Origin of the sequence: Desulfovibrio legallii, from assembly GCF_900102485.1 — a bacterium.
Taxonomy (GTDB): Bacteria; Desulfobacterota; Desulfovibrionia; order Desulfovibrionales; family Desulfovibrionaceae; genus Desulfovibrio; species Desulfovibrio legallii_A.
Map to the genome: position 1 here is coordinate 98,329 of NZ_FNBX01000008.1, position 22,356 is coordinate 120,684.

14 protein-coding genes are annotated in these 22,356 nt (G+C 66.0%); 4 read left to right on the top strand and 10 right to left on the bottom strand.

Annotation, left to right across the window (positions count from 1 at the left end; translation table 11 throughout):
* The first annotated feature begins 6 nt into the window (after positions 1 to 6).
* From BLS55_RS06460 to BLS55_RS06475, 4 genes are all read left to right on the top strand, one after another.
* Positions 7 to 4,848: an ATP-binding protein gene (locus tag BLS55_RS06460; RefSeq protein WP_092153543.1), complete on the top strand. Its 4,842-nt coding sequence runs from the start codon at positions 7 to 9 to the stop codon at positions 4,846 to 4,848.
* 129 nt (positions 4,849 to 4,977) lie between these two features.
* Positions 4,978 to 5,964 (top strand): ABC transporter substrate-binding protein, encoded by a 987-nt coding sequence (locus BLS55_RS06465; protein ID WP_180365413.1) that lies wholly within the window; start codon positions 4,978 to 4,980, stop codon positions 5,962 to 5,964.
* 137 nt (positions 5,965 to 6,101) lie between these two features.
* Complete coding sequence (locus BLS55_RS06470) at positions 6,102 to 7,172, top strand: ABC transporter ATP-binding protein (protein ID WP_143339528.1); 1,071 nt, start codon at positions 6,102 to 6,104, stop codon at positions 7,170 to 7,172.
* On the top strand, positions 7,172 to 8,827 hold the full coding sequence (locus BLS55_RS06475) for an ABC transporter permease (protein ID WP_092153547.1): 1,656 nt from the start codon (positions 7,172 to 7,174) through the stop codon (positions 8,825 to 8,827). The genes BLS55_RS06470 and BLS55_RS06475 overlap by 1 nt, the downstream gene beginning before the upstream one ends.
* A 161-nt stretch (positions 8,828 to 8,988) precedes the next feature.
* On the opposite strand, the gene BLS55_RS06480 is transcribed toward BLS55_RS06475, so the two are convergent.
* The 10 genes from BLS55_RS06480 to amrA form a co-directional block, all read right to left on the bottom strand.
* Positions 8,989 to 10,587: a cobyric acid synthase gene (locus BLS55_RS06480; RefSeq protein ID WP_257243155.1), complete on the bottom strand. Its 1,599-nt coding sequence runs from the start codon at positions 10,585 to 10,587 to the stop codon at positions 8,989 to 8,991.
* A gap of 71 nt (positions 10,588 to 10,658) precedes the next feature.
* On the bottom strand, positions 10,659 to 11,273 hold the full coding sequence (fliS, locus tag BLS55_RS06485; RefSeq protein WP_092153549.1) for a flagellar export chaperone FliS: 615 nt from the start codon (positions 11,271 to 11,273) through the stop codon (positions 10,659 to 10,661).
* 41 nt (positions 11,274 to 11,314) lie between these two features.
* A complete protein-coding gene (gene fliD / locus BLS55_RS06490; RefSeq protein WP_092153551.1) occupies positions 11,315 to 14,365 on the bottom strand; it encodes a flagellar filament capping protein FliD in 3,051 nt (1,016 codons plus the stop codon).
* A 615-nt stretch (positions 14,366 to 14,980) separates the two neighbouring features.
* Positions 14,981 to 15,685: a cytidylyltransferase domain-containing protein gene (locus BLS55_RS06495; protein WP_092153553.1), complete on the bottom strand. Its 705-nt coding sequence runs from the start codon at positions 15,683 to 15,685 to the stop codon at positions 14,981 to 14,983.
* Between the two features lie 3 nt (positions 15,686 to 15,688).
* Positions 15,689 to 17,371, bottom strand: coding sequence for a cytidine 5'-phosphate N-acetylneuraminic acid synthetase (locus BLS55_RS06500; RefSeq protein ID WP_092153555.1), 1,683 nt, complete (start codon positions 17,369 to 17,371; stop codon positions 15,689 to 15,691).
* Positions 17,372 to 17,451: 80 nt separating this feature from the next.
* Positions 17,452 to 18,639 (bottom strand): DegT/DnrJ/EryC1/StrS family aminotransferase, encoded by a 1,188-nt coding sequence (locus BLS55_RS06505; RefSeq protein WP_092153557.1) that lies wholly within the window; start codon positions 18,637 to 18,639, stop codon positions 17,452 to 17,454.
* Positions 18,640 to 18,737: 98 nt separating this feature from the next.
* Positions 18,738 to 19,817, bottom strand: coding sequence for an iron-containing alcohol dehydrogenase family protein (locus BLS55_RS06510; RefSeq protein WP_092153559.1), 1,080 nt, complete (start codon positions 19,815 to 19,817; stop codon positions 18,738 to 18,740).
* Positions 19,818 to 20,155: 338 nt separating this feature from the next.
* Complete coding sequence (locus BLS55_RS06515; RefSeq protein ID WP_092153561.1) at positions 20,156 to 20,701, bottom strand: NADPH-dependent FMN reductase; 546 nt, start codon at positions 20,699 to 20,701, stop codon at positions 20,156 to 20,158.
* Positions 20,702 to 21,036: 335 nt separating this feature from the next.
* Positions 21,037 to 21,444 carry a thioesterase family protein gene (locus tag BLS55_RS06520; RefSeq protein WP_092153563.1) on the bottom strand — a complete coding sequence of 136 codons (408 nt, stop codon included), beginning with the start codon at positions 21,442 to 21,444 and terminating at the stop codon, positions 21,037 to 21,039.
* A gap of 272 nt (positions 21,445 to 21,716) precedes the next feature.
* Entirely contained in the window at positions 21,717 to 22,304 is a 588-nt protein-coding gene (amrA, locus tag BLS55_RS06525; RefSeq protein WP_092153565.1) for an AmmeMemoRadiSam system protein A, read from the bottom strand.
* Positions 22,305 to 22,356: the final 52 nt, after the last annotated feature.

The window sequence follows — 22,356 nt, forward strand, 5'->3', positions numbered from 1 at the left end:
GCATCCATGACTGCATTCTTTTCGGGCCCAGACCCTTCCTCCAGCCGAGCCCCGGCCCCGAACGCCCGCGACGGGCAGATCCGCACCGCAGCCGCCGTGCCGGAGGGCCTTCCCACCCCGCCGCAGGCAGCCCCTTCCTCCCGCAAAGGCCCGCCTGCCCGCGCCTGGGCGCAGCGCCGCCTGGCCGCAACGCTCGGCGCGCTGCTGCTCTGCCTGTATGTCCTCTGCGGGCTGCCCGGGCGCGGGCAGGCGGGTCCGGTACCGGCCATGCCCAGCGCGCCCCACATGGGCCTGCTCCCCTACCTGGACGCTTTTCTTGACCCCACGGGCAGCATGGACGTGGACGAAGCGGCGGCCCCGGCCAACGCCGCCGCCTTCAAGCCCCTGTCGCTCCCGGCCCTGCCCCGGACCACGGGCGTGCTCTGGCTGCGCTTTACGCTGGCCCCGCTGCCGCAGGGCCTGCGCCCGGCCGCCTTGCTGTTGGATCTGGGCCCCGCCGTGCCCGCGGGCCCCATCCTCTACGCGCCCCACACCGACCCCCTTACGGAAGCTACGGAATGGCGCGAAACAACCCCCAGCCAGCGCAATGTACTCCTGCTGCCCGAAGCCGCCGCCCAGCCTTTGACCTGCTACCTGCGCCTGGACGGCCTGCCGGGGCCGTGGTTCGCCCCTACGCTCCGCACCCCGCAGGACGCCGCCAGCAACTGGGACAGCCTGGCTGGCACGGCGGCCGTGCTGGCCCTGGGCGTGGTGCTTTTGCTCTGTCTGTTGCGCGGTCTTTCAGAGAAAGGCCAGTGGCGCGGCTGGACGGCCCTCTATGTGGGCGTGGCCCTGCTCCAGGCCGTGCTGGGCATGCCCGCCTACGGCGAAGGCCGCATCACCCCGGCGGAGGCCGCCGCCGTGCTTGCGCCCGGCCTGGCGCTCATGCTGCTGCCCCATGTGGGGCGGCACCTGCTGCGCACCCGCGGCCGCTCCCGCGCTCTGGACGCGCAGTTTCTGCTGCTTTCCCTGCCCGGCGCGGCGCTCGCCCTGCTGCCCCTGCTGCCCGGCTTCGGCTGGCTGGTGCGCTATCTGGCCCTCTGGCCCGCCTGCACCGTGCTGTTCGCGCCCACGGCCCTGGCCGGCGCGCTCATGGGCCTGGGCGGCGCGCGGCGCTTTCTGCTGGGCTGCCTGCTGCCGCCCCTGTTCGTGGCCGCCAGCCTGCTGGGCCTGGACCAGGGCTACGCCGCCGGGCTGCTGGCCGCCGCCCCCCTCTGGGGCACGGCCCTGAGCGCCCTGCTCATTGCGGGCACGGGCCAGCCCAAAGACATGGCGGCCACCCCCAAGAACGCCGCCGCTCCGGATCCCCTCCTGGCTCTGGCTGAAGACCCGGCCCGGCCGGAGGCCGCCACATCGGGCAGCGCCGCGCATACGGACGTCATCACCCTGGATCAGCCCCTGGACGACCCCAACCTGCGCCTGCTGCCCAGCCTGGATCCCCTGCCCACTGACGGCCTGCCCGATCTTTCCGGCCTGCCCGACGGCCAAGACTGGACGCCGCCCGCAAAGGCCGCGTCCCGCGCCGCAGCCCCCGCCCCGGCTGCCTTTGCGGATCGGGATGCCCTGCGCCCGCCTCTGGAAAAAATTCTGCGGGAAGGCGCGGCCCTGCTGGGCTGCGCGCTGCCCCCGGCCGTGCGCCAGCACGCGGAAAACCTGCGCAGCGCGGCGGACGACCTGGCCCGCGCCCTGGACAATCCGGGCGCGCTGTCGCCGGCCAGCGCCGGACCGCCCGCCCGCGCCGCCTTCAACCTCCAGCATCTGGTGCGCGAGGCCCACGACGCCGTGGCCGTGACGGCGGAAAACGCGGGCATTGGCCTGGCCTGGTACCTGCCGCCCCTGCTGGGCCATGTATATGAAGGGCCAGGGCAGGCCCTGCGCCAGGTGCTGGGCGACCTGCTGGAAAGCGCCGTGCGCGCCACAGCGCGGGGAGCCGTGCACCTGACCGTGCGGCGCGTGCCCGAAAGCGCAGACCCCGGCCACCTACTGTTTACCGTTACGGATACGGGCGCAGGCCTGCCGCCGCGCCAGCGCTCCGGTCAGGCCCTGCTCCAGGCCTGGGAGCTGGCCGGGGCCTGCAACGGCTACCTTACTGTGGACAGCGGCCCGCAGGGCGCGTCCATTGCCTTTACCCTGCGCCTGAAGCCCCTGGAAGGGGAAGAAGAGGCGGAAACCGCCCCCCAGGCCGCCCCGGCCGCCGCGCCCACAGTGGCCGTAGCGGGCGCGGACGCAGAGGAGCGGGAAACCCTGATCCGCCTGTGCCGGGAGGCGGGCTGCCGCTGCGCCGCAGCCCCCGACCCGGAGGCCGCCCTGAACAACAACGCCGCCAGCCCCGCCGTGTTGCTGACCGTCTTTCACCCCCAGCACGGCCCGGCCCAGGCCGACATGCTGGGGCGCTTCGAGGCGGACGCCCAGCGCGCCGGGCTTGGCGCGTTCAAGGCCCTGGCCGTGACGCGGAACCAGCGGCACTGGGACGACCTGGCGGAAACGGGCTATACCCACGCCCTGCTCACGCCCCTGGACGCCGCCGCATTTGCCGCCACCCTGCGCGAAGTGCTGGACGAGGCCGGAATCCGGCCGGACAGCCCCTTGCCCCCCGTAGACGCGGAAGCCCCTCAGAAAAACGCCCCGCTGCCCGATCTGTTCGGCCCCTCCACGGCAACCACAGCCGACACGGCGGCAACGGCCCCCACGCCGCAGCCGGAACCCGCACCGCAGGAGAACGGCCCCACGGCCCTCGCCCTGCCGGACCCGGAACCTGAAGCGCCGACGCCTTCCGCCACGGCGGCGCGGCCTCAGGCCGACGATGTCCCAGGGCCCGACGACCTCGCCAGTGTTTCACCCCACGTTCCGGCAGACGTTCCGACAGACGCGTTTGCCGACATTCCGGCAGGCGCTGCCGGCGCCGCTGCGGACGCGGAAGCCCGCCCCGAACGCGCCGACCAGCCAAGCGCAGCCGGGACGTCGGCAGTCTCCGCCGCCCCGGTCCCGGCTGCGGACGCAACGGATATGGCAGGAACGCCTCCTTCTGAGGCGCAGGATACTCCCGCGCCGCAGGACGCCGCTCCCCCTGCTCCGGAACCGGCGGAACCGGAAGAAAATCCCCCGCTGCCCGACCTCTTCGGACCGGATCCCTTCGGCCCGGCCGCCGCGTCCGCTCCGAAACCGGAACCCGCCGCCGCGGCCTTCCAGGATATGGTTCTTGGCCCGCGCCCCGCAACCGACGCCGCCGCGCCGGAAACATCTGTCCCGCCTGCCGCGACAGCCGACGTCGCGCCGGAAGCCGTTGCCCCGGAAGCCGTTGCCCCAGATGCCGCCGAACCTGCGGCGCACCAGCCGCCCGCCGCGGCAGAGCACGACGCGTTTCTGGCCTCCGCGGGCCTGGGCGGCCCCCAGTGGGAGGAGCCTTCCGTCTCTGCAGCCACAGCCGGAGCCCTGCTGGCCCAACGCCCCGGCGAAGCCGTGCTCACGCCCGTGGGCGCTGCGGAAGCCGAAGCTGCCGCTCCCCAGACATCGGAACAGACATCGGAACAGACGCCGGAACAGCCACCGGAACAGACGTTTGCCCCCAGCGCGGCGCAGACGCCGCCGCAACCGCCCGCTGCTGAAGCGTCAGCCGCGCCCGCGGCCGACGCCGCACCCCAGGCCGCACTTCAGGCTACGGAATCAGAAGTGCCCCAGGCCGCCGCGCCTGCGCCCCCCACGCCCGCAAGCCCCCTGCCCCCGCAGGCTGCTTCCGCCGCGCCCCCGGCGGCCGCAGCCATGCCCGGCTCCGCAGCCCCCACGGGTTCCGCCAGTTGGGCGGACCGCGCCCTGGCCGACGAATGGGTAGGCGAGCCCATGCCCCTGGGCACGCCCGTAAACACAGCCCGACCCCAGGCTTCCGCCCAGCCCGCAGCCGCGGCTGCGCAACCGGCGGCGCCAGCCGCGCCGCCCGCGTCCACGCCTGGACAGGACCACCGGCGCTATGTGAGCCCCAGCATCTCCACCGCAGGCGAATGGGTGGGCGAACCCATGCCCATCCCCAAAAAGCCGGGCGGTGCAGCGCCAAGCACCCAGCCGCCCGCCCCAGCCGCGCCCCGGCCAAAGCCTGCCGCAACGCAGCCCCTGTCGCAGCCGGGCCGCGCCGCCGCCGCAGAGGAACGCCCGCCCAGGACGCCCCTGACCCTCACGGGCAGGCCGGAACCGCAGTCCGTCTTTGCACCGCCGCGGGAAATGCCCCGCACCGCCGCGGGCAGGCTTATCCTGAAGCTCCTGGGCGGCTTGGGCGATGGACACGAAGCTGCCAGGGCGGAGCCCGAAGCCGCCCCGCAGGCTGCGCCCGCCGGCAGCCCGGGCCGCGCCGCCAAGGACGCCTCAATCGTTAATTTCATCGCCGGAGCCGCGCCCGACGACCAGGCCCATAGCGCCGAAGCCGCCCCCACACCCGCTGCGGCCACGCCCCCCACGGGGGCAGCGCCCGAAGCCGCCCCGCAGGCCGCCCAACCCGCGCCACCCACGGCAGCCCCCTTCCTGGTCCCGCCGCAGCAGGCGGACGCCGCCCTCCTCCGTCTGGTGGAACGCCTGGACGCCGCCATGGAAGACGCCCAGGAAGGCTACCACAACCGCCGCTGCCGCGTGGTGGGCGAAGCCGCCGCCCGCATAGCCGCGGAATCGGACTCCTTCGGCTTCCGCGTCCTGGCCCGCATGGCCCGCTGCGTGGAACGCGCCGCCCGCGCCAATGACATAAACGCCCTCCACGACCTGCTGCCGGAACTGGCCGTGGCCGTGGAGCGCAACCGCATTGCCCTCAACCCCCGCCGTCAGGGATAGGTCGTGGCCTGTGAGGCGGGGGAAAGGAAACGCGCCGCGCAGCCTTGACCTCCGTGTTTTGGGAGCGTATTTTCGCTATTATCGTCGGATGACTGCACTTTCTTCATGACATATTGCCTGGGGGGTCAGATGAACGTTTATTGCAAAAAGCTGTGCGCGCTGTTGGCGCTGGTTGTACTCACGCTGGGCCTTGCTGTGGCCGCTGCGGCCAAAGAGGTGGTTCTCTACTCCTCCAACCAGCCCGACATGCTGGACGCCATTGCGCTGGATTTTGAAAAAAAGACGGGCATCAAGCTCACGGTGGTGCGCATGGGTACCGGCGAAGCCATGAAGCGCATTGCTGCGGAAAGGGCGAACCCCCTTTGCGACGTCTTCTGGAGCGGCGACGTGGCCGTGCTGGACAACGCCAAGGCCGACTTCATGCCCTACAAATCCCCCCAGGCCGCCGCGTTGCCCGCAGCCTTTGTGGAAAAAGACCACCGCTGGACCGCCGCCAACATGCACCTGATGGTCATCATGGCCAACACCCGCCTGGTGCCGCCCGCAGAGCTGCCCAAATCCTGGAAAGAGCTGCTGGACCCCAAATGGAAAAACAAGGTGGTCATGGCCAACCCCTTGAAATCCGGCTCCGCCTATGCGCAGGTGTACGGCATCTATAAACTGTACGGCTGGGACGGCCTGAAAAAACTTATCGACAACGTCAAAATTCTGGACAGCTCCAGCCTTGTTTACAAGGGCACCGCCGAAGGGGAGTTCCCCCTGGCCATCACCATGGAATACGCCGCCCATCGCTATGTGGCGGGCGGCGCCAAGGACGTGCGCGTAGTCTACCCCGCGGACGGCGTTATCGCCGCGCCCGAGGGCGCCGCCATCATCGCCGGCTGCAAACACCCGGAAGAAGCCAAAGCCCTGGTGGACTACCTGCTTTCGCAACCCGTGGTGGACGGCATCTTCCAGAAATACTTCCGCCGCCCCGCCCGGCCGGACGCCGTTACGGTGAAGGACATGCCCACGCTGCAGGAAATAACCCTGCTGCGCGATTATGATCCGGCTGAAGCCAATACCCTGCAAAAACAGCTGCTTGCCTGGTGGAAAAAACAGGTCCTGCAAAAGTAGCCAGCGCGTTCAGGGCGCGGGGCGGACCATGCCCTGAACGCGGCCCCGTTTTTTTCATGACCGCCAGCCCCACGGGGGGCCGCAAGCCCCTGCGCGGGCCTTGCGGCCCCTGGGGCGTTTAAGCCAAGGATACGCCAGTGCACATAGAGCTTGTGGATATCGTCAAACAATTCGGCCAGCTGCGGGTAGTTGACAACGTAAATCTGAAAATCGGCGACGGCGAATTTTTTACCCTTCTGGGCCCCAGCGGCTGTGGCAAGACCACCCTCTTGCGCATGATTGCCGGCTTTAACGACCCCGACAGCGGCGACATCCGCTTCGGCGGCAAATCCATCCTTTCCCTGCCCGCCCACCTGCGCAATACGGGCATGGTTTTCCAGAACTACGCCCTGTTCCCGCACATGACGGTTTTTGACAACGTGGCCTACGGCATGGCGGCGCGCAAACTTCCCCACAAAACCATCCGCAGCCGGGTGGCGGAAATTCTGGAGGCCGTGCAGCTTCTGGACCTGCGCGAAAGGTACCCCCGCCAGCTTTCCGGCGGCCAGCAGCAGCGCGTGGCCCTGGCCCGCGCCCTGGTTATCCGCCCGGACGTCCTGCTTATGGACGAGCCCCTCTCCAACCTGGACGCCAAACTGCGCGTCACCATGCGCGAAGAAATACGCCAGATCCAGCAAACCCTCGGCATCACCACCATCTATGTAACCCACGATCAGGAAGAGGCCATGGCCGTTTCCGACAGGGTGGCCATTTTTTACAACGGCAGGCTGCAGCAGGTGGACAGCCCGCAGGGCATCTATTTTGCGCCCGTCAACCAGTTTACGGCGGAATTTATGGGCGCCTGCAACCTGCTGGAAATGCGCCCCCTGAACTGGGATCCGGCAAGTAAAACGGCCCGGATGCAGTGCGCCGACAAGGAATTTGCGGTGCTGCTGGACGACGCGCCGCGCCAGGGCCAGGCCCTGCGTATGATGCTGCGCCCGGACTGGCTGCGCGAAGCCGGCCCGGATGCGGCGGCAACCAACGCCTTTGACGGGCAGGTGCGCGACGTGATGTTTCTGGGGGCCACCATGGTTTATCATGTGGCGGCGCTGGGCGCGACGCTGCGCGTGGACGTGCCCGCCCTGCGCGGCAGGGAGGCCAAAAAGCCGGGGGATCCGATCCGGCTGTGCTTCGCGCCAGCCAGCCCGGTCAGGGTGGACAACTGATGACGCTGCGCAGACTTTTTTCCGTCTGGAATCTGATTTTTGTACTGGCGGCGCTGACGCTTGTCCTGCTGGTGGTCTACCCCATGTCCGCCATCTTTCAGGCCAGCCTCCTCAGCCCGGAGACCGGCGCTTTTACCTGGGAGAACTACGCCAGCGTGTTGACCACGCCCTTTTACCGCCGCTGCCTGTGGAACAGCCTGTTCATGAGCGGCCTGGCCACGCTGTTCAGCGTGCTCATCGGCGTGCCCTTTGCCTTTTTTACCACCCGCTACAAGCTGCCCGGCGCAACCGTGCTGCGCACCCTGGGCACCCTGCCGCTGATCCTGCCCACCTTCATCGGCGCGGAAGCCTGGCTTCTGCTCCTGGGCCGCAACGGCATCCTTACCCGTTTTTTTGCCGACCTGGGCCTGCACATTCCCAGCATTTACGGCTGGCAGGGCGTGGTGCTGGTGTTCACCCTGCAGTTCTTCCCCTTCGTGTTTCTTATGGTCGGCGCGGCCATCAACTCCGTGGACAGATCGCTGGAAGAAGCCGCCCGCAACCTGGGGGCTTCGCCCTGGCGGGTCTTCCGCACCGTCACCCTGCCGGTGGTCACGCCCGCCATCGCCTCCGGCGCGCTGATCGTTTTTTGCATGTCCATTGAAAACTTCGGCGTGCCCACCATTATCGGCAACGATTATAAGGTGCTGGCGGAACAGGCCTACAGCGAATTTGTCAGCGAAATGGGGGGGAACCCTTCCATGGCCGGCACCCTGAGCACGGTGCTGGTGGTGGTGACCCTGGCCCTTACCGTGCTGCAGAAAATGTGGGTTGAGCGAAAAAACTACGCCATGTCCGCACTGCGCCCGCCGGAAATCAAAGCGCTGCCCCCCCTGGGCAAGGCCCTGGCCTGGGGCTTCTGCGCCCTTATCGTCTTCGTTTCTCTGGCGCCTTTTGCCATGGTCATGGTGGCGGCGGTCACCAAAACCAGCGGCCCGGTCCTCTATTACGGCCAGTTTACGCTGGACAACCTGCTCATAGCGCTGCAGGTGGCCCCCAGGCCCATCCTCAATTCCTTCTTTTTGTCCACCACGGCTACCGTCATCGGCATGGTTTTCGGCCTGGCGGTCAGCTACCTCATCGTGCGCAAGGGCGGGGCCATCGGCTATGCCCTGGACCTGGCCATGATGCTGCCTCTGGTCATCGCCGGTTCCGTGCTGGGCATTGCCCTGGCCGCCACCTACAACACGGGGCCCGTGGCGCTTACCGGCACCTGGGTGATCATTGTGCTGGCCTACTTTATCCGCAAAACGCCCTTTTCCGTCAAAACCACCTCCGCCCTGCTGCGTCAGATAGAGGTCTCGGTGGAGGAGGCCTCCATCAGCCTGGGGGTGCCGCCCTTGCGCACCTTCCTTAAGGTGGTGGCGCCCGCCATGCTGCCTGGCGTGGCGGCGGGGGCCATTATCATGTGGGTAACGACGCTGGCGGAACTGAGCTCCACCATTGTGCTCTATTACGGGCCGTGGAGCACCATGACCGTGCAGATCTTTCAGTACATCGGCAGCGGCGACTTCGGCCCGGCTTCGGCCTACGGGGCCATCCTCATCGTTTCCGTTCTGGCGCCCCTGTTTGTCCTCAACAAGGTGCTGGGCAAGGATCTGACCACGTCGCTCTAGAGCAGACTAACCTTGAGAATAGGTATTCTCAAAGTTTACGGCACGCGCGTTTCGGCGCTTAACGGCGCAAATAAATTGCGCTTACGCCTCCGCAGCGGACGGCTGCGCGGGCAGACGCCGCGGCCTTTCAACGTTGCAAGGCCGTAACGGCCCGCGGCCTTTCAGAGCCCAAGGCCGGCGCAAACGGCGGGCATGTCCAGGGCCGCCTCCACGGCGTCGGCCAGGCGGTCCAGCTCCGGCCCCAGGTCGTAGACGGCCTGCCGGGCCGGGCCCAGCCCGGCCTCCTTGCGCCGCGCGGCCAGAAACCGGTGCCGGAAGGCGTCCGCGTCAAACAGGCCGTGCAGATAACTGCCCCAAACCCGCGCCAGGCCCCCGGCATCGCACAGGCCCCAGCCCAGGGCCGCGCCCGCCGCGTCCCGCAGCAGCACCCGCGTCGCTCCCGCAGCGGCCAGCGCCGCCGTGCCGCCCGCCGCTTCCGTGCGGCCGTGGTGGATCTCATAGCCCACTACAGCCGCGTCTGCCCCGCCGTCCGTCAGCGCGGCCAAAGCTGTGCCTTCTGTACGCCGCAGCTCTTTGGCCGCCCGCAGGGTGGTGCGCAGGGGCAGCAGATCAAGCCCCGCTTCCCGCCCCCCTTCTTCCAGGCCCAGGGGGTCCAGAACCTCCACCCCCAGCAGCTGCAGGCCGCCGCATACCCCCACCAGCGCCCCGCGCCGCGTGGCCAGGGCGCGGGCGGCAAAGGCCGCAAGGCATGCGGCCAGGCCGCTGGCCCGCAAAAAACGCGCGTCCGCCGCCGTGTTCCGGCTGCCGGGCAGCACCACCACATCGGGCGCGCCCCAATCCTCGGCCCGGCGGGCCACCCGCAGGCGCACGCCAGGCTCATTGCGCAGGGCGTCCAGATCCGTGGCGTTGCTGACGTGCGGCAAATCCACGGCCAGCACGTCCAGGCGATCCCCGGCATCCGGCCCCGCGCCCAGGTGCAGACCTGGCGTCAGCCCGGATTTGAAACTTACGGAATCTTCTTCCGGCAGGCGCAGATCCTCCAGCATGGGCACCACGCCCCAGAAGGGCTTGCCCGTGCGGCGGCTGATGGCCGTAAGGGCCGGGTCCAGCAAGCTGGCGTCCCCCCGGAATTTATTGAGGATAAGCCCGGCCACGCGCGCCCGGTCCGCGCGGGTGAGCAGGGCCAGGGTGCCGGCCAGGGCTGCAAAGGCCCCGCCCCGGTCAATATCGGCCACCAGGGCCACCTGGGCCCCTGCATAGCGGGCCATGCGCATATTGACGATATCGTGGGCGCGCAGATTGATCTCCGCCGGGCTGCCCGCGCCTTCCAGCACCAGCGCGTCCTTGCCCTCCGCCAGTTCGCGGTAGGCGCGGCACACGGCCCGCCAGGCCTTGGGCTTATATTCCAGGTATTGGGCCACGCGCATCTGGCCCACGGGCCGGCCCAGCACCAGCACCTGCGAGCCGGTCTGGGAGGTGGGCTTGAGCAGCACCGGGTTCATGCGCACATCGGGCGCAAGGCCGCAGGCCGCGGCTTGCAAGACCTGGGCCCGGCCCATTTCCCCCCCTTCCGCCGTTACGAAGGAATTGAGGGACATATTCTGCGCTTTGAAGGGGGCCACCCGCAGCCCGCGCCGGGCCAGCAGGCGGCAGAGGGCCGCCGTAAGCAGGCTTTTGCCCGCGTTGGAGCAGGTGCCCTGAAACATCAGGGCCGGGGGCAACCCGGCCCGGCCCGGCGACAAAAAACGGGATTGCGGCATGGGGATTCCAGTGTGGTGCGAGCTTTTCCCCAGTGTAGCTTTTGCGGCTCCGGGCCACAAGCCGCTGCCCGTCAGGCGTCGCCCTGCGGCTTGCCGTACGCGCCGGGCAGGCGGCCGGGCCGCGCGGGGCTGGGCGTAAAGGGCTGGATGCGGGCGGGCCCCTCCTCCCCCACAGCAGCGGCGGTACGGCCGTAGGCGGCGCTGACCTGGGCCCGGGGCACGCCCGCGGGCGTGGGCGGCAAAATGGGCTGGGCCGTGCGCAGGGTCGAGCCCGGAAGCTGCATGCGGTTGGCGATTTCAGAGGCGGCCCGGCGGGCTTCAGGGGTTTCGATAATCTGGGAGTAAGCGTCGCGCAGCCCGGCAAGGATATGCTCCACGCTGTCCAGCGATTCCAGATCCATTTTGAGGTTGGCGCGCAGCAGGCGGGCGGTGCAGAGCAGGTAGAGGTTATTGAGGTTCACGGCCAGGCTGCCGCCTTTTTCCATATTCAGAGAAGCGGCCAGCTCATTGACGATATCGATGACCCTGGAGATCAGAACGCCCTTGGCGGCATAGTCCTTGGCCAGGATTTTGTCACGGGCCTGGTGCAGGTATTTGAGGGCCCCGTCATAGAGCATGAGCAGAAGCTGCCCCTGGTCGGTGGTGGAGATGTTGGTCTGAAAATAGGCATGCGCCGCTTTATTCATAAACAACCTCGGAACGCCCTTGGGCGACGGTTTATTGCGCGTTAGTCGTCAGAGTTGGAAAGCTGCGCTATCTGCGATTCCAGTTGGTCCTGCATGCTGCTGTATTCGCTGAGCAATGTTTCAAGATTGGCAAAATAGGTTTTCTGCCGCGATTCCCAGAGCTCAAGCCTGTCTTGTTCCTTGGAAATTTTATCGTCAATATTTTCCATAATGGTTTTGTAGTTGGCCTGCAAAACCATCAGCGCGCCGTTCTGGGATTTAAGGTACACGGCGTCGGCGATTTGCGAATCTGTGGCGTTGGTGCCGACGCTCACGTCGTTGTAGGTCAGCTCGCTTTTGAGGAAGCTGTTGACCGTGGGGATCAGCCCTTCCTTGATGCGGATCTGGCCCGAGTGCGTGCCCTCGCTCAGGTCGTCAATACTCAGGGAAAGGCCGCGCGCGTCGCCGCTGGCCACGCTGTAGTAGTAGCCGGGCTGGCTGGTGTCGCGGGTGGCTTCCACGCCGCCCACATAGACGTGTTCGATATTGCCCTCCGCGTCCACGGAGTAGCTGACGTCGTAAGTGCCGCCCTGCGTAATGCCGGAAACGTGGCTGTTGTAGCGGAAGGATGAGGACGTGCTGGCCCCGGTGCCGCTGGAGCAGAAAAAATCCACCACAGCTTCCAGGTTGTTGTTGATCATGTCCTCATAATTTTCCTGGTCCATCTGCTGGATGGCCGCAATGCTGGCATCGGGCGCAATGACCAGCAGGCCGTAGGTGTCGCTGTTCTCATCGGTATCGGTTTTGATGCCCATGTTGGCCAGGTTGGCCAGTACGTCGCCGGAGAGCAGGTCAGAGGCGCTGGTGCGGCTTTGAAAGCCTGGGGGAGCGCTGCCCAGCAGGGAGGAAAAACGCGAGGAGAAAAGCTGCACGCCGTAGTTGCCCTGCAGCAGGCCGCCCTTTTCAGACGTAAGCTGCGAGGCGCTGTAGTTGTCGTTGCCGATGTCGTCCGGATCGTTGGAGGTGGTCTCTTTGTCGGCGTCGTAGGCAGTATAGCTCTGCACAGTGTAGATAATGGAATTTACCGCGTCCAGGAAGGTCTGGATGGATTCCTCCACCGAGGCGATGTCCGTGCTCACGCTGATCTGGGCCGTGCCCGTGCTCTGGATGCTGAAGACCACGCCTTCAAGAACGTCGCTTACGCTGTTGCTGGAGGACTCCATCTCTATGGGCCAGTTGTCCACGGTATAGCGGGCATTGGCGGCGCGCTGGATATTCCAGACCGAGGAAGACGCCACCTGCCCGCTGACGCCGGGGCCGCTGACGCTCTGGACGTTGCTGATCTGCAGGTAGTATGCGCCGGTGGCGTCCGTGCCGTCCCATTCGTTGCCGTCCGCATCAACCAGTTTGGCCGTGGAGCCCGTGCCTTCCAGAGCTTCAGAAAATTTTTCGTAGATGTCTTTGATGCTGGAACCGCTGGCAATGCCATCCACGGTCACCTGCTCGCCGCCGTTGAGGGTGATGGTGTAGTTCAGCGCCGGCTGCTCGTCGTCTATGGCCTCCGTGCCGACAAACGTGCCGGCCAGCTGCGTGTTGGCCTCGGTTTTGACGGAAATGCCGTCCATGCCGCCGCCCGAACCGGTGCTGAGGTAAAAGTTCGTCACGCCGTCCAGGGTCACCACCGTATTGCCGTCGCTGTCCGTAGACTGCGTGCCGCCCAGCTGCGCCAGCAGATCGCTGTACTTCGCCGTATTGGCGATGCTCAACGTCTGCGTGCTGCCGTCCTCCTTAACGATAGTGTAAACGAAATCGCTGCCGTCAGGATTGTCGCCGCCCAGGGCATCATCCAGCATATCGGCTTTGAAGGTTACCTTGGCGTCGGCCGCGAGGGCGTCGGCATCGTCCAGGCGTGTGCCCAGCTCGGCGGCCGTCTCCGTATGGGTAATGCCCGCAGCGCTGCTGAAGGCAAGGTCGCTGACGTTGGCGAGGTTCATTTCCCAGCCGCCGTTGCTGTTGAGGGTCAGCTCCGCGCTGCTGCTGCCCGCGGCCTGGGCGATCTGAAACAAGGCCTCCTTCATGGTCATGTCGGCGGTAAGGGCCACCTCATGGGTGCTGCTCACCGCGCCGTCGTTGAGCGTAAAGGTAACGGTGGTGTCCGTGCCCAGCGTGGCATTGAGGTTGGAGCCGACGCCCAGGGTGGTGCTGCCGGGCGTGCGCGAGGACTGCTCTTCGGTATTGCGGCGGTAAACGGCCTTAACGTCCGCAAGCTGCAATGCGCCGTTCTCGTCCAGGCTGGCCACGCTGCGCCCGGTTTGGGCGTTGATCTGGTTGACCAGATCCGTATTGGTTTTGTCGCCGCTGATGGTGACCGTAAACCAGTTGCCGTCCTCCATAAGCAGGTCGTAGGCGTACTGATTGGGGTCCGTGACGCTTGCGTCCAGGGACAGCAGACTGTTGGTCTGCCAGGTGGAGGTGGCGCCGGCGGAAGTCATGCCCACCAGGCTGGAATCGCTGACGATCAGATCATTGTCTTCGCCCGTGCTTTCGCCCGCCATCTGGAAGACATAGCCGGAGCCGGTCTGCACCAGGCTGACCTTGACGCCGGGGTTCTCGGCATCGTTGTTGATGAGGTTGACAAAAGACTCCAGCGTGGTTTTGGGCGCGATTTCCAGGGTGCGGGTGGTGCCCGCATAGGTATAGGAAAATTCCTGCGTTGTGCCCGTATCGTTGATAATGTCCGTTTTGGAGTCATAGACGTGCATATTGGCCCAGATGGCGTTGCTGGCCATCTGGCTGACAGTAATGTTGTGCTGCACGTCTTGCGCCGCAGCGCTGGCCACGGCGGTGACGACGTTTTCGTTGCTGCTGGTGACGTTTTTGCTGACGAAGTTGTTCTTGTTGGCCAGGTCGGCAAGCACGCTCTGGGCGGTCTGAACCTGGGAGATGATTTCGCCGAAGGCTTCGTAGCGCAGGTTCCAGTCGTCCTTCCAGGCCTCCAGACGGTTAAGCTGGGTGGATTCGACTTCTTTGAGCTTGGCGAGAACCTCGTCAAAATCGGTGTCCATGCCGCTCAGGCCGGATATGGAATTGGAGCCGGATATGCTGATGGCCATAGGCGCCTCGCAACGTGGTGTGCCGCGGCGGATGCGGAAAACGCGCCGCGGTTTGCCAAACAGATGCAAAAACCATGCTCATGAAAAACGGAAGTTTTTTCCCGCCGCGCGGCCTTGCCGCTATAAGTATTTTCGGCGGCGGGCGGCGGGAGTTTAGGGGCGCGCGCCCTTGTGGGCGGAGTTTTTATAGTTATTCTTAATAACAGACTGGCGAAAAGGGCCGCAAGCCCGCGGCCGCAGTCTGCGGAGGAAAGATGTGGGATTTGCTGGTCCTGATAGGCGTTTTCGGCGGCGTAGCGGCCTTTTACATTCTGGCCTTGCGCAAGGGCTGGCTGCGGGTAGACCGCATGAGCTGCGGCTGAGTGCCTTTTGACAAGCAGCGTGCCCTGCTTGAGGAAGAAGAACGGCGGAAGCGGCGGCAGAAAGAGGCCTCAGGCGACAAGCCGTAACCTGCGCCTGGCTGTGCCCCAGGCGCGCCCTGTGGCGTTACCGGAGAAGAAAAAAGTTTTTTGAAGGATGGGGGGCGTGGGGGGAAGGGAACTTTTGTACACAAAAGTTCCCTTCCCCCCACTTATCTTCCCTCCGCCTTCCCCCCGTCTGCTTCTCGCCCCCCAATCACTTTCCTCCGTCGCAGGCGGCCACGATGGCGCGGGCGTCCATGTCGGGGTGCAGGGGCAGCAGGGCCAGGCGCTGAAAGTCTTCGGGCTTGTCCACGTCCAGTTTCAGGTCCGGGCGTTGCAGCCAGGGTTCCTGGGGGTTGAAGGTGCCGAGGCGGTAGTTGGCGGCAGTATCCCACAGGTAGTTCAGGCAGTGTTCGCGCTGGGAGGGCTGGCGGGCCTTGGCGTCCAGTTCGTCCAGCAGGTCGCGGGAGAGGATCTCCGCCCCCAGGCCGTCGGGCCAGAGGTTGTTGCGCGGAATGTGGTTATAGGCGTAGTCCCAGGGGCCTGCGCGGTAGAAGTCCACCAGGCGGTCCACGGCCTCGCCCCAGATGAGGGGGTTATCCGCGCAGACGCGCACCACCAGACCGGCGTCGGCCTGGCGGGCAGCGAGGCAGAAGCGGGCCAGCACATCCTGCTCCGGTCCGGCCAGGCAGGGCACCCCCCGGCGCTGCAGGTGCTCCAGCAGGACGCGGTCCAGGGGGGTATCGGGCACGGCCACCACCAGACCGTCCAGGCGGGCGGCGCGCTGCAGGCGGCGGACAACCCAATCAATAAGGGGCAGGTCGCGCAGGCAGAGCAGAGATTTGAGGGGCAGGCGGCTGGAGCCCAGCCGGGCCTGGACAATGGCGACGACCTTGCCGTGGGGGCGGTTGGCGGACATGGCCTAACCTCTGGGTTGGGGTGCTGGGGCGGGCGCGGCGGCGGGGGCTTCGGCCAAAAGATCGAGCATCAGGCGCACCACGCGGGCTTTGTTGGCGGTGAAGTCCAGGGCGTTCTGCCGGTTCCAGAAGCGTTGCCGCCGGGGCGCTTTGAGCATGGCCAGAAAAACGTTGCGGATTTTGGCGTCGCTGACGCGGTCCATAAGGCCCAGGAAGGCGAAGCCGTTGCGCGGGCGAGCGAAGGTGTGGCGGGCCTCGCGCTCATGGTGGGCCAGGACCATGCCGGGCACGCACATGTGGGCCAGCTCGTAAACCGTGCGCCCGGCGGAGCAGATGGCCAGATCCGCGCCTTCCATCATGCGGCTCATGACGTTGGTGGCCCAGGTGAATTCCACCAGGGGATTGGCAAGGGCGGCCAGGTGGGCTTCCATAGCCTCTTTGTGGGCGTAGCCCGGCCCGGCCACCAGGCGGATGGTGATGCCGTAGGCCCGGCAGATGGGTTCAATGACATCCAGCACCCGGCGGGAGCAATCGTTCTGGTCCGTGCCGCCGAAGGTGATGAGCACGGTTTTGACTTGCGGGCGGAAGGGATTGCGCGCGGCGGCCAGAAATTCGTCCCGCAGGCAGAAGTAGGCGGGCCCGCAGCGCAGGCCTTGCGCGCCGGGCTGGTCCTCGTAGAGGGCGTTGACCACCAGGCGGGCCCAGCCCGCGCCGGGGCCTTCATCCTCAAAGTTGACGCAGCGCGCGCCCGCGGTTGTAAGCCGGGCCATATAGGCCGTGGTGGTGTTGAGGATATCGTTAACCACCAGGTCGGGGCACAGGCGCAGCACGGTTTCGGCCAGCTCTTCCGGCCCCTGGCGGACGATTTTGTAGTCGCGGCGGGCGATGTTTTCCACGGCCAGTTCGCTTTCACGGGTGCAGACAAAGGTGATTTTGTGGCTGGTGATCTCGTGCGCCAGCATAAGGGCGCGAAAAACATGCCCCATGCCGATGGCGGGCCAGCCCGCCACCACAAAGACCACATGCCGCCGCTGCAGCAGGCGCTCGCAGATCCACCAGTCCTGGTAGCCCTGGATTTCAATGCCCCGGTCGTTGAGGAAGTAGGGCACGATTCTCCCCTGCCCGTAGCGCAGGGGGGCCTGCGCCGCGCCCTCGCGCAGGGGGGCCAGGCGCAGGACGATCAGGGCGCGGCTTTCCACCACCAGGGTCTGCTCGCCCTTGCGGTCCGCATCTTCGCTGAGCAGGCTTTCCAGCCCTTCGCCGCGCACGTTCCAGAGGCGCTGGCGCACCGCCTTGACCGTAACCAGGCTGTCCGCCCCGCTCCGGCAGTATTTTTTCCAGGCGTCCTCCACATCCACCCAGGTGATCAAAGGGCAGGAGGCCCGCAGAATAATGGCGTGTTCGTAGCTTGCGGCCAGCTCTTCCAGCAGGCCGCGCATCTCAGCCACGATGTTCAGGCTGGTGAAGCGCAGGTCTTTGTTCCAGCGAAAGCCCACGCCCGCGCGCTCGCAGATGAGGGAAATTTCCTGGCTGTCGGTAAGCACGACAATGTCCGCGCCGGGCAGCACGCCGCGCGCCGTATTGATGGCCCGCTCCACCAGGGTGACGCCTGCCAGCTTCTTGACCAGCTGATCGGGGATGACGGCGTTCTTTTTGATGGCCGGGATGACGATGCAGCGTTCTTTCACAGGGGACCTGCCCAAAGGGGGGGACGACGCGGCGGCGCGAAGGCCTGGCCTTCGCGCCGCGCGCCCGCAAAGCTGCCCAATCAGCGCAGCGCGGCGAGAACCTCGCGGCTGGCCGTCAGCATATAGTTGAAGTCCTCCTCCGACATCCAGTGCTGGAAGGGGAAGGAGACCATACTGTCAAAAAAGGCGTCGGCATTGGGGCAATGGGCCGTGCCCAGGCCCTGACGCCGGTAGTAGTCGTAGCGGTCCAGGGGGATATACTGCACCACGCACTTGACGCCTTTATCCTCAAACATGGCGCGGATAAAGCGATCGCGCCGCTCCGGCCCCGCAGTCATGCGGGCGGCCAGCAGGTGGTAGTTATGCCGCTGGGTGGCCACGCGGTGGAATTCCAGCTCGGGGAAGTCCGCCAGGCCGTCGATAAAGCGCAGGGCCCGGGCGCGCTTTTCGTCGTTGATCTGGTCAATGCGCTCCAGCAGCTTGGCCCCCAGGGCGCATTCCACTTCGCCCAGGCAATAGTTGCTGGGCTGGAGCATGCGGCCTTCCAGCATGGGCATATCCACATTGCCCATGGCGGGCTTCCAGTAGTCGGGGCGCTCAAAATCGTAGGCGCAATGGCCGTTATGGCGCAAGGCGGGCACCAGGGCCGCCAGCCTGGGGTCGCGCACATAGAGCATGCCGCCTTCGCCCAGGGTGGTGAGGTTCTTGTGCGAGTGGAAGGAGAACACGGCCATATCCCCGAAGCTGCCGGCCTTCCGGCCGCCCACCTCCGTGCCGATGGCCTGGGCCGCATCCTCAATGAGGATCAGCCCGCGCTCCTGGCACAGGGCGGCTATCTCCGGCATATCCGCCACATAGCCATAGAGGTGCACCACCACCACGGCCTTGGTGCGGGGGGTGAGCGCTTTTTCAATGCTCGCGGCCGTAACCACGCGGGTGTGCAGATCCACGTCCGCCCAGGCCAGGCGCGCGCCCTTCTTGACGTAAGGGTAGGCCGAGGCCGTAAAGGTGTGCGAGGGCATGACCACTTCATCGCCCGGATTGAAGCAGCAGAGCTGGGCCGACATTTCCAGGGCGGCGCAGCCGTTCATGGTGGTGAAGCAGCTGCCTTGCTCCACGCCCTGATAAGCGGCGAATTTGCTTTCAAAGGCGCGCATGTACGCCCCCTGAGTCAGGGGATCGGCATGGCGCATGGCCTCCGCCACCACGGCGATTTCCTCTTCCGTGTAGCGGATGGCGCGGCCGCTGAAATTGATTCTGAGATCCATGGGGTGCTCCTTGCCGGATTATGCCGGGCGCGCGCAGCCCGCCGCCGCCCGAAAGGCGCGGGAAGGCCGCAGGAACCCGCCGCAGCAACAATGCGCCGTTACATGCGCTTGAAGCGGGCCGTGACGTTCTCCTTGGTGAGGATCTTCTTGAAATCCGGCCCCAGGCGGTTGGTCAGGGGCTTTTCGTGCACAATGCTGGCCGCGTACAGGGCGTCGAACTGGGCCTCCGTAAGCCCGTTGCAGATGCCCTTGGGCAGGTCAATGCCCTGGCGCTCCATCATGGTCATGAAGGCTTTGTATTCCTGCGGATAAATGTCTTCCAGCACGCTCAGGGCATGGCAGTTGGCCACGCCGTGGTGCATGTGCAGCACCATGCTGAGCCCGGCGGAAAGGGGATGCACCACGCCCACGAATCCGGCGGCCATGCCGCCCATGAAGGAGGCGATCATGAGCTTTTCGCGGTTTTCGTCGCTCATCATGTCCGCCGAAAGGAAGACCTGCTTGCAAAGGTCAATGGCCTTCTCCGCCAGAGAATCCACCACCACGTTGCGGTAGGAGCCGGTGATGCTCTCAAAGCAGTGCATGTAGGTATCGATGCCCGTATAGAAGAACTGGTTGCGGGGCACGCTGGCCGTCAGATCCGGGTCCAGCAGCACCTGGTCGAACATGGTGTAGTCGCTGTTCATGCCCAGCTTGATGTTCCTGGCCTCGTTGCAGACAATGCCCGTGCGCGAAGTTTCGGAGCCTGTGCCCGAAAGCGTGGGCACCGCAATTTTGTACGGCGCGGGGTTCTTGACCAGCTCCCAGCCCTGGTAGTCCTCCGCCTTGCCGGGGTTGGTCAGCAGATTGCCCACGCACTTGCAGGTATCCATAGTGCAGCCGCCGCCGAAAGCCAGCATGGCGCAGGGCGCGGCCCCTTTGAGAAAATCCTTCACCTGCGCGGCATAGGCGTCCACGCCTTCGGTGGTAGGCTCCTCGCTGCTGTCCACATAGACGAACTTGTCGCCGCTTTCTGCCGGCAGGCGGGAGGCCAGATCCCTGCCCTCAAAATAGTGGTCCAGAAAAAACACCGCAGGCCCGGCCTGCGCCTTGCGCCGCGCGGCCAGCAGATCCCCCAGCTGGGCCAGGGAACCCTTGCCGATCATATAATAACCCACATTCTTTGCATTGCGGTACATGGCCGTATGTCCTCCTTGCGAGGGATTGCGCAGGGGAGCCTGCGCGGAATATTTTTTTGTGGGGGGAAGGGGGAACTTTTGAGCGCTGCTGTCTTCGCCCGTAACTTCCTTCGTCGTAACGGGCTAAGCTGACCAAAAGTTCCCCCTTCCCCCCACGCCCCCCATCCCCTTCAAAAAACTTTTCTCCGTGCGGGAACGCGAAGGCGCGCCCTGCGGCGCGAAGATTTCCGGGCATACGCCATCCGTGCGGCGCTGGCAAGCAGGGGGGATTGTGCGTGCTTTGCCAGGTTGTTATGCGCGTTTCCTGCGAGCGTTTCACCAGTGAAGCGCTCTGACGGTTAAGGCCGCAGCTGCCGGGTCCAGTCCGCCAGGGCCTGCATGAGCCCGGCCGCCTGTTTGCTCAGCCCCTGGTCCTGCACGTCGCCGTTGTCCGCAAAAGCCGGGGTAAAGGCGTTGGAGAACAGCTCAGGCTTGTTCAGCAGGCGCAGGTTCAGGTACACGCAGACCTGCCGCAGATGGTACTGGCTGCGGCTGGTGCCCATGCCGCCGCCCGCGCCCAGCAGGCAGGCCGCCTTGCCGTTGAGCGGGGCCAGGTCGGGCTCGCGCGAAAGCCAGTCCAGGGCGTTTTTCAGGGCCGGGGCCAGCGAATAGTTGTATTCCGGGCAAGCCAGCACCAGGGCGTCCGCCCCGCTGACCAGATCAATCAGATCCTGCGCGGCCTTGGGCTTTTCCAGGTCGGCGTTATAAAAGGGCAAGGCGCTGATGTCGGCAATTTCCATCCGCACGCCCGCAGGCAGGTGGGCAGCGCAGCAGCGCAGCAGCCCCGTATTGCGCGAAGCCTTGCGCAAGCTGCCGGAAATGCCCACAAAAGTAAGATCAGCCATAACTACTCCTTGGGTGAACGGGCCTCCACAGAAAGGGATGCTCCATGAAGCCCGGTTGCGACGGCCAGCAAAGGCGGCCGCCCACAGCACCCGCGCGCGGCGCGCCCCAAGGGCCGCCCCGCGCGGGTCCATGCCCGCAACCTAAAACAAAAGCCCGGCCGGGGAAAGGGGCGCAAGCCCGCCCGGAGCCGCAGCGGCGTAAGCGCAAGGTATTTACGCTGGTAAGCGCCGGAACGAGCGTGTCGCAACCTTTAACAATGTATATTCTCAAAGGTAATCTGCGCGAACAGACGCCCGCCGCAAAGGGCAGGGCGCGGGCATCTGCCCTGAAAACCCTATGCCGGGGCCTGCCCCTTGGCCCTGGCCCTGGCCTCAAACTTCTCCCGGTTGACCACCACGCGCTGGTGCGTGCCCTCGCCGATGAGACCGGCCGCGTCATAGGCGGCCACTTTGAAGCTGAGGCCCTTGCCGTTGGGCGAAACGTCCGTAAGCTCCGCCTCAAAACGCACGCCCATGCCGCAGGGCGTGGCCGCCACATGGGAAACCTGAATGCCCGTGCCCACGGTGGTCTGGCCGTCTTCCAGCAAGCCCTGCACCATTGCCACAGCCGTGGCCTCCATCCAGGCCACCATCATGGCCGTGGAAAAAACCTCCACCAGCCCGCTGCCCACACTGCTGGCCAGCATGGCCGAGGTCACCGTCACTTCTTTCCGGCCGTGCAGGCCGGGCGCCAACTTGCTCATGCGTCACTCTCTTTGCGCTGCATGCAGGAGCACCCCCGCCGGTTTCCCAAGCTCTCTCTTCTTGTAGCCCAAGCCCCGCCGCCGCCACAAGGGGCAAACCCTGCCGCCCCTATGCCGGCGTTGGCACAGAAACCCGGACTGCAAGGCCGTGCCCAGGGCAGACCCTGCGCGACGCCGGAGGGGAGAAAAGTTTTTTGAAGGGGATGGGGGGCGTGGGGGGAAGGGGGAACTTTTGTTCACAAAAGTTCCCCCTTCCCCCCACAAAAACGCTCTTACCCCGCCGCGGCGTCCGGTACGGAAAAGACCAGGGCTTCGTACCAGAAGAGGCGCGCGCCTGGCTGTTGCCAGGAGCCTGGGGGCAGGCCTGCCTTGCGGCAGAGGTTTTCCAGGTAGGCCAGGCGGTCCCAGCCTTGTTCCACGGGCACCTGCGGCAGGAACACGCCGCTTTGCCCGGCGTATTGGAGGACCAGACCGTGGCGGCCCACTTCCACGGCCTGGGGGTCAAGGCAGAGGCTGGGTTCGCCCAGGACGGAGATTTCCAGATGGATCTGGGGCCATTCCGCAGCGGTGAGGGGCGGGAAGCGGGGATCCTGAAAAGCTGCTGCGGCGGCCATGTGCCAGACAGTGGCATAGAGGGGTTCACGGCCGAGAATATTGCCGATGCAGCCGCGCAGGGCGTGGTTGTCGGTAAGGGTGACAAAGGCCCCCAGGCGGCGGCCCAGAGCGCCGGAAAGCAGCTCCTGCGGCGGAGCGGGCGCGGCGGCGGCATACGTTCCGGCCAGGCCGGAATCGATGGCCGTGCGAGCCTGGCGGCCCAGAAAATCTTTTTCTGCCGGGGTAAGGGCAAAGGAAAGGGACATGCGGCCTCCTAGAGCAGATTAACTTTGAGAACAGGCATTCTCAAAGTTTAAG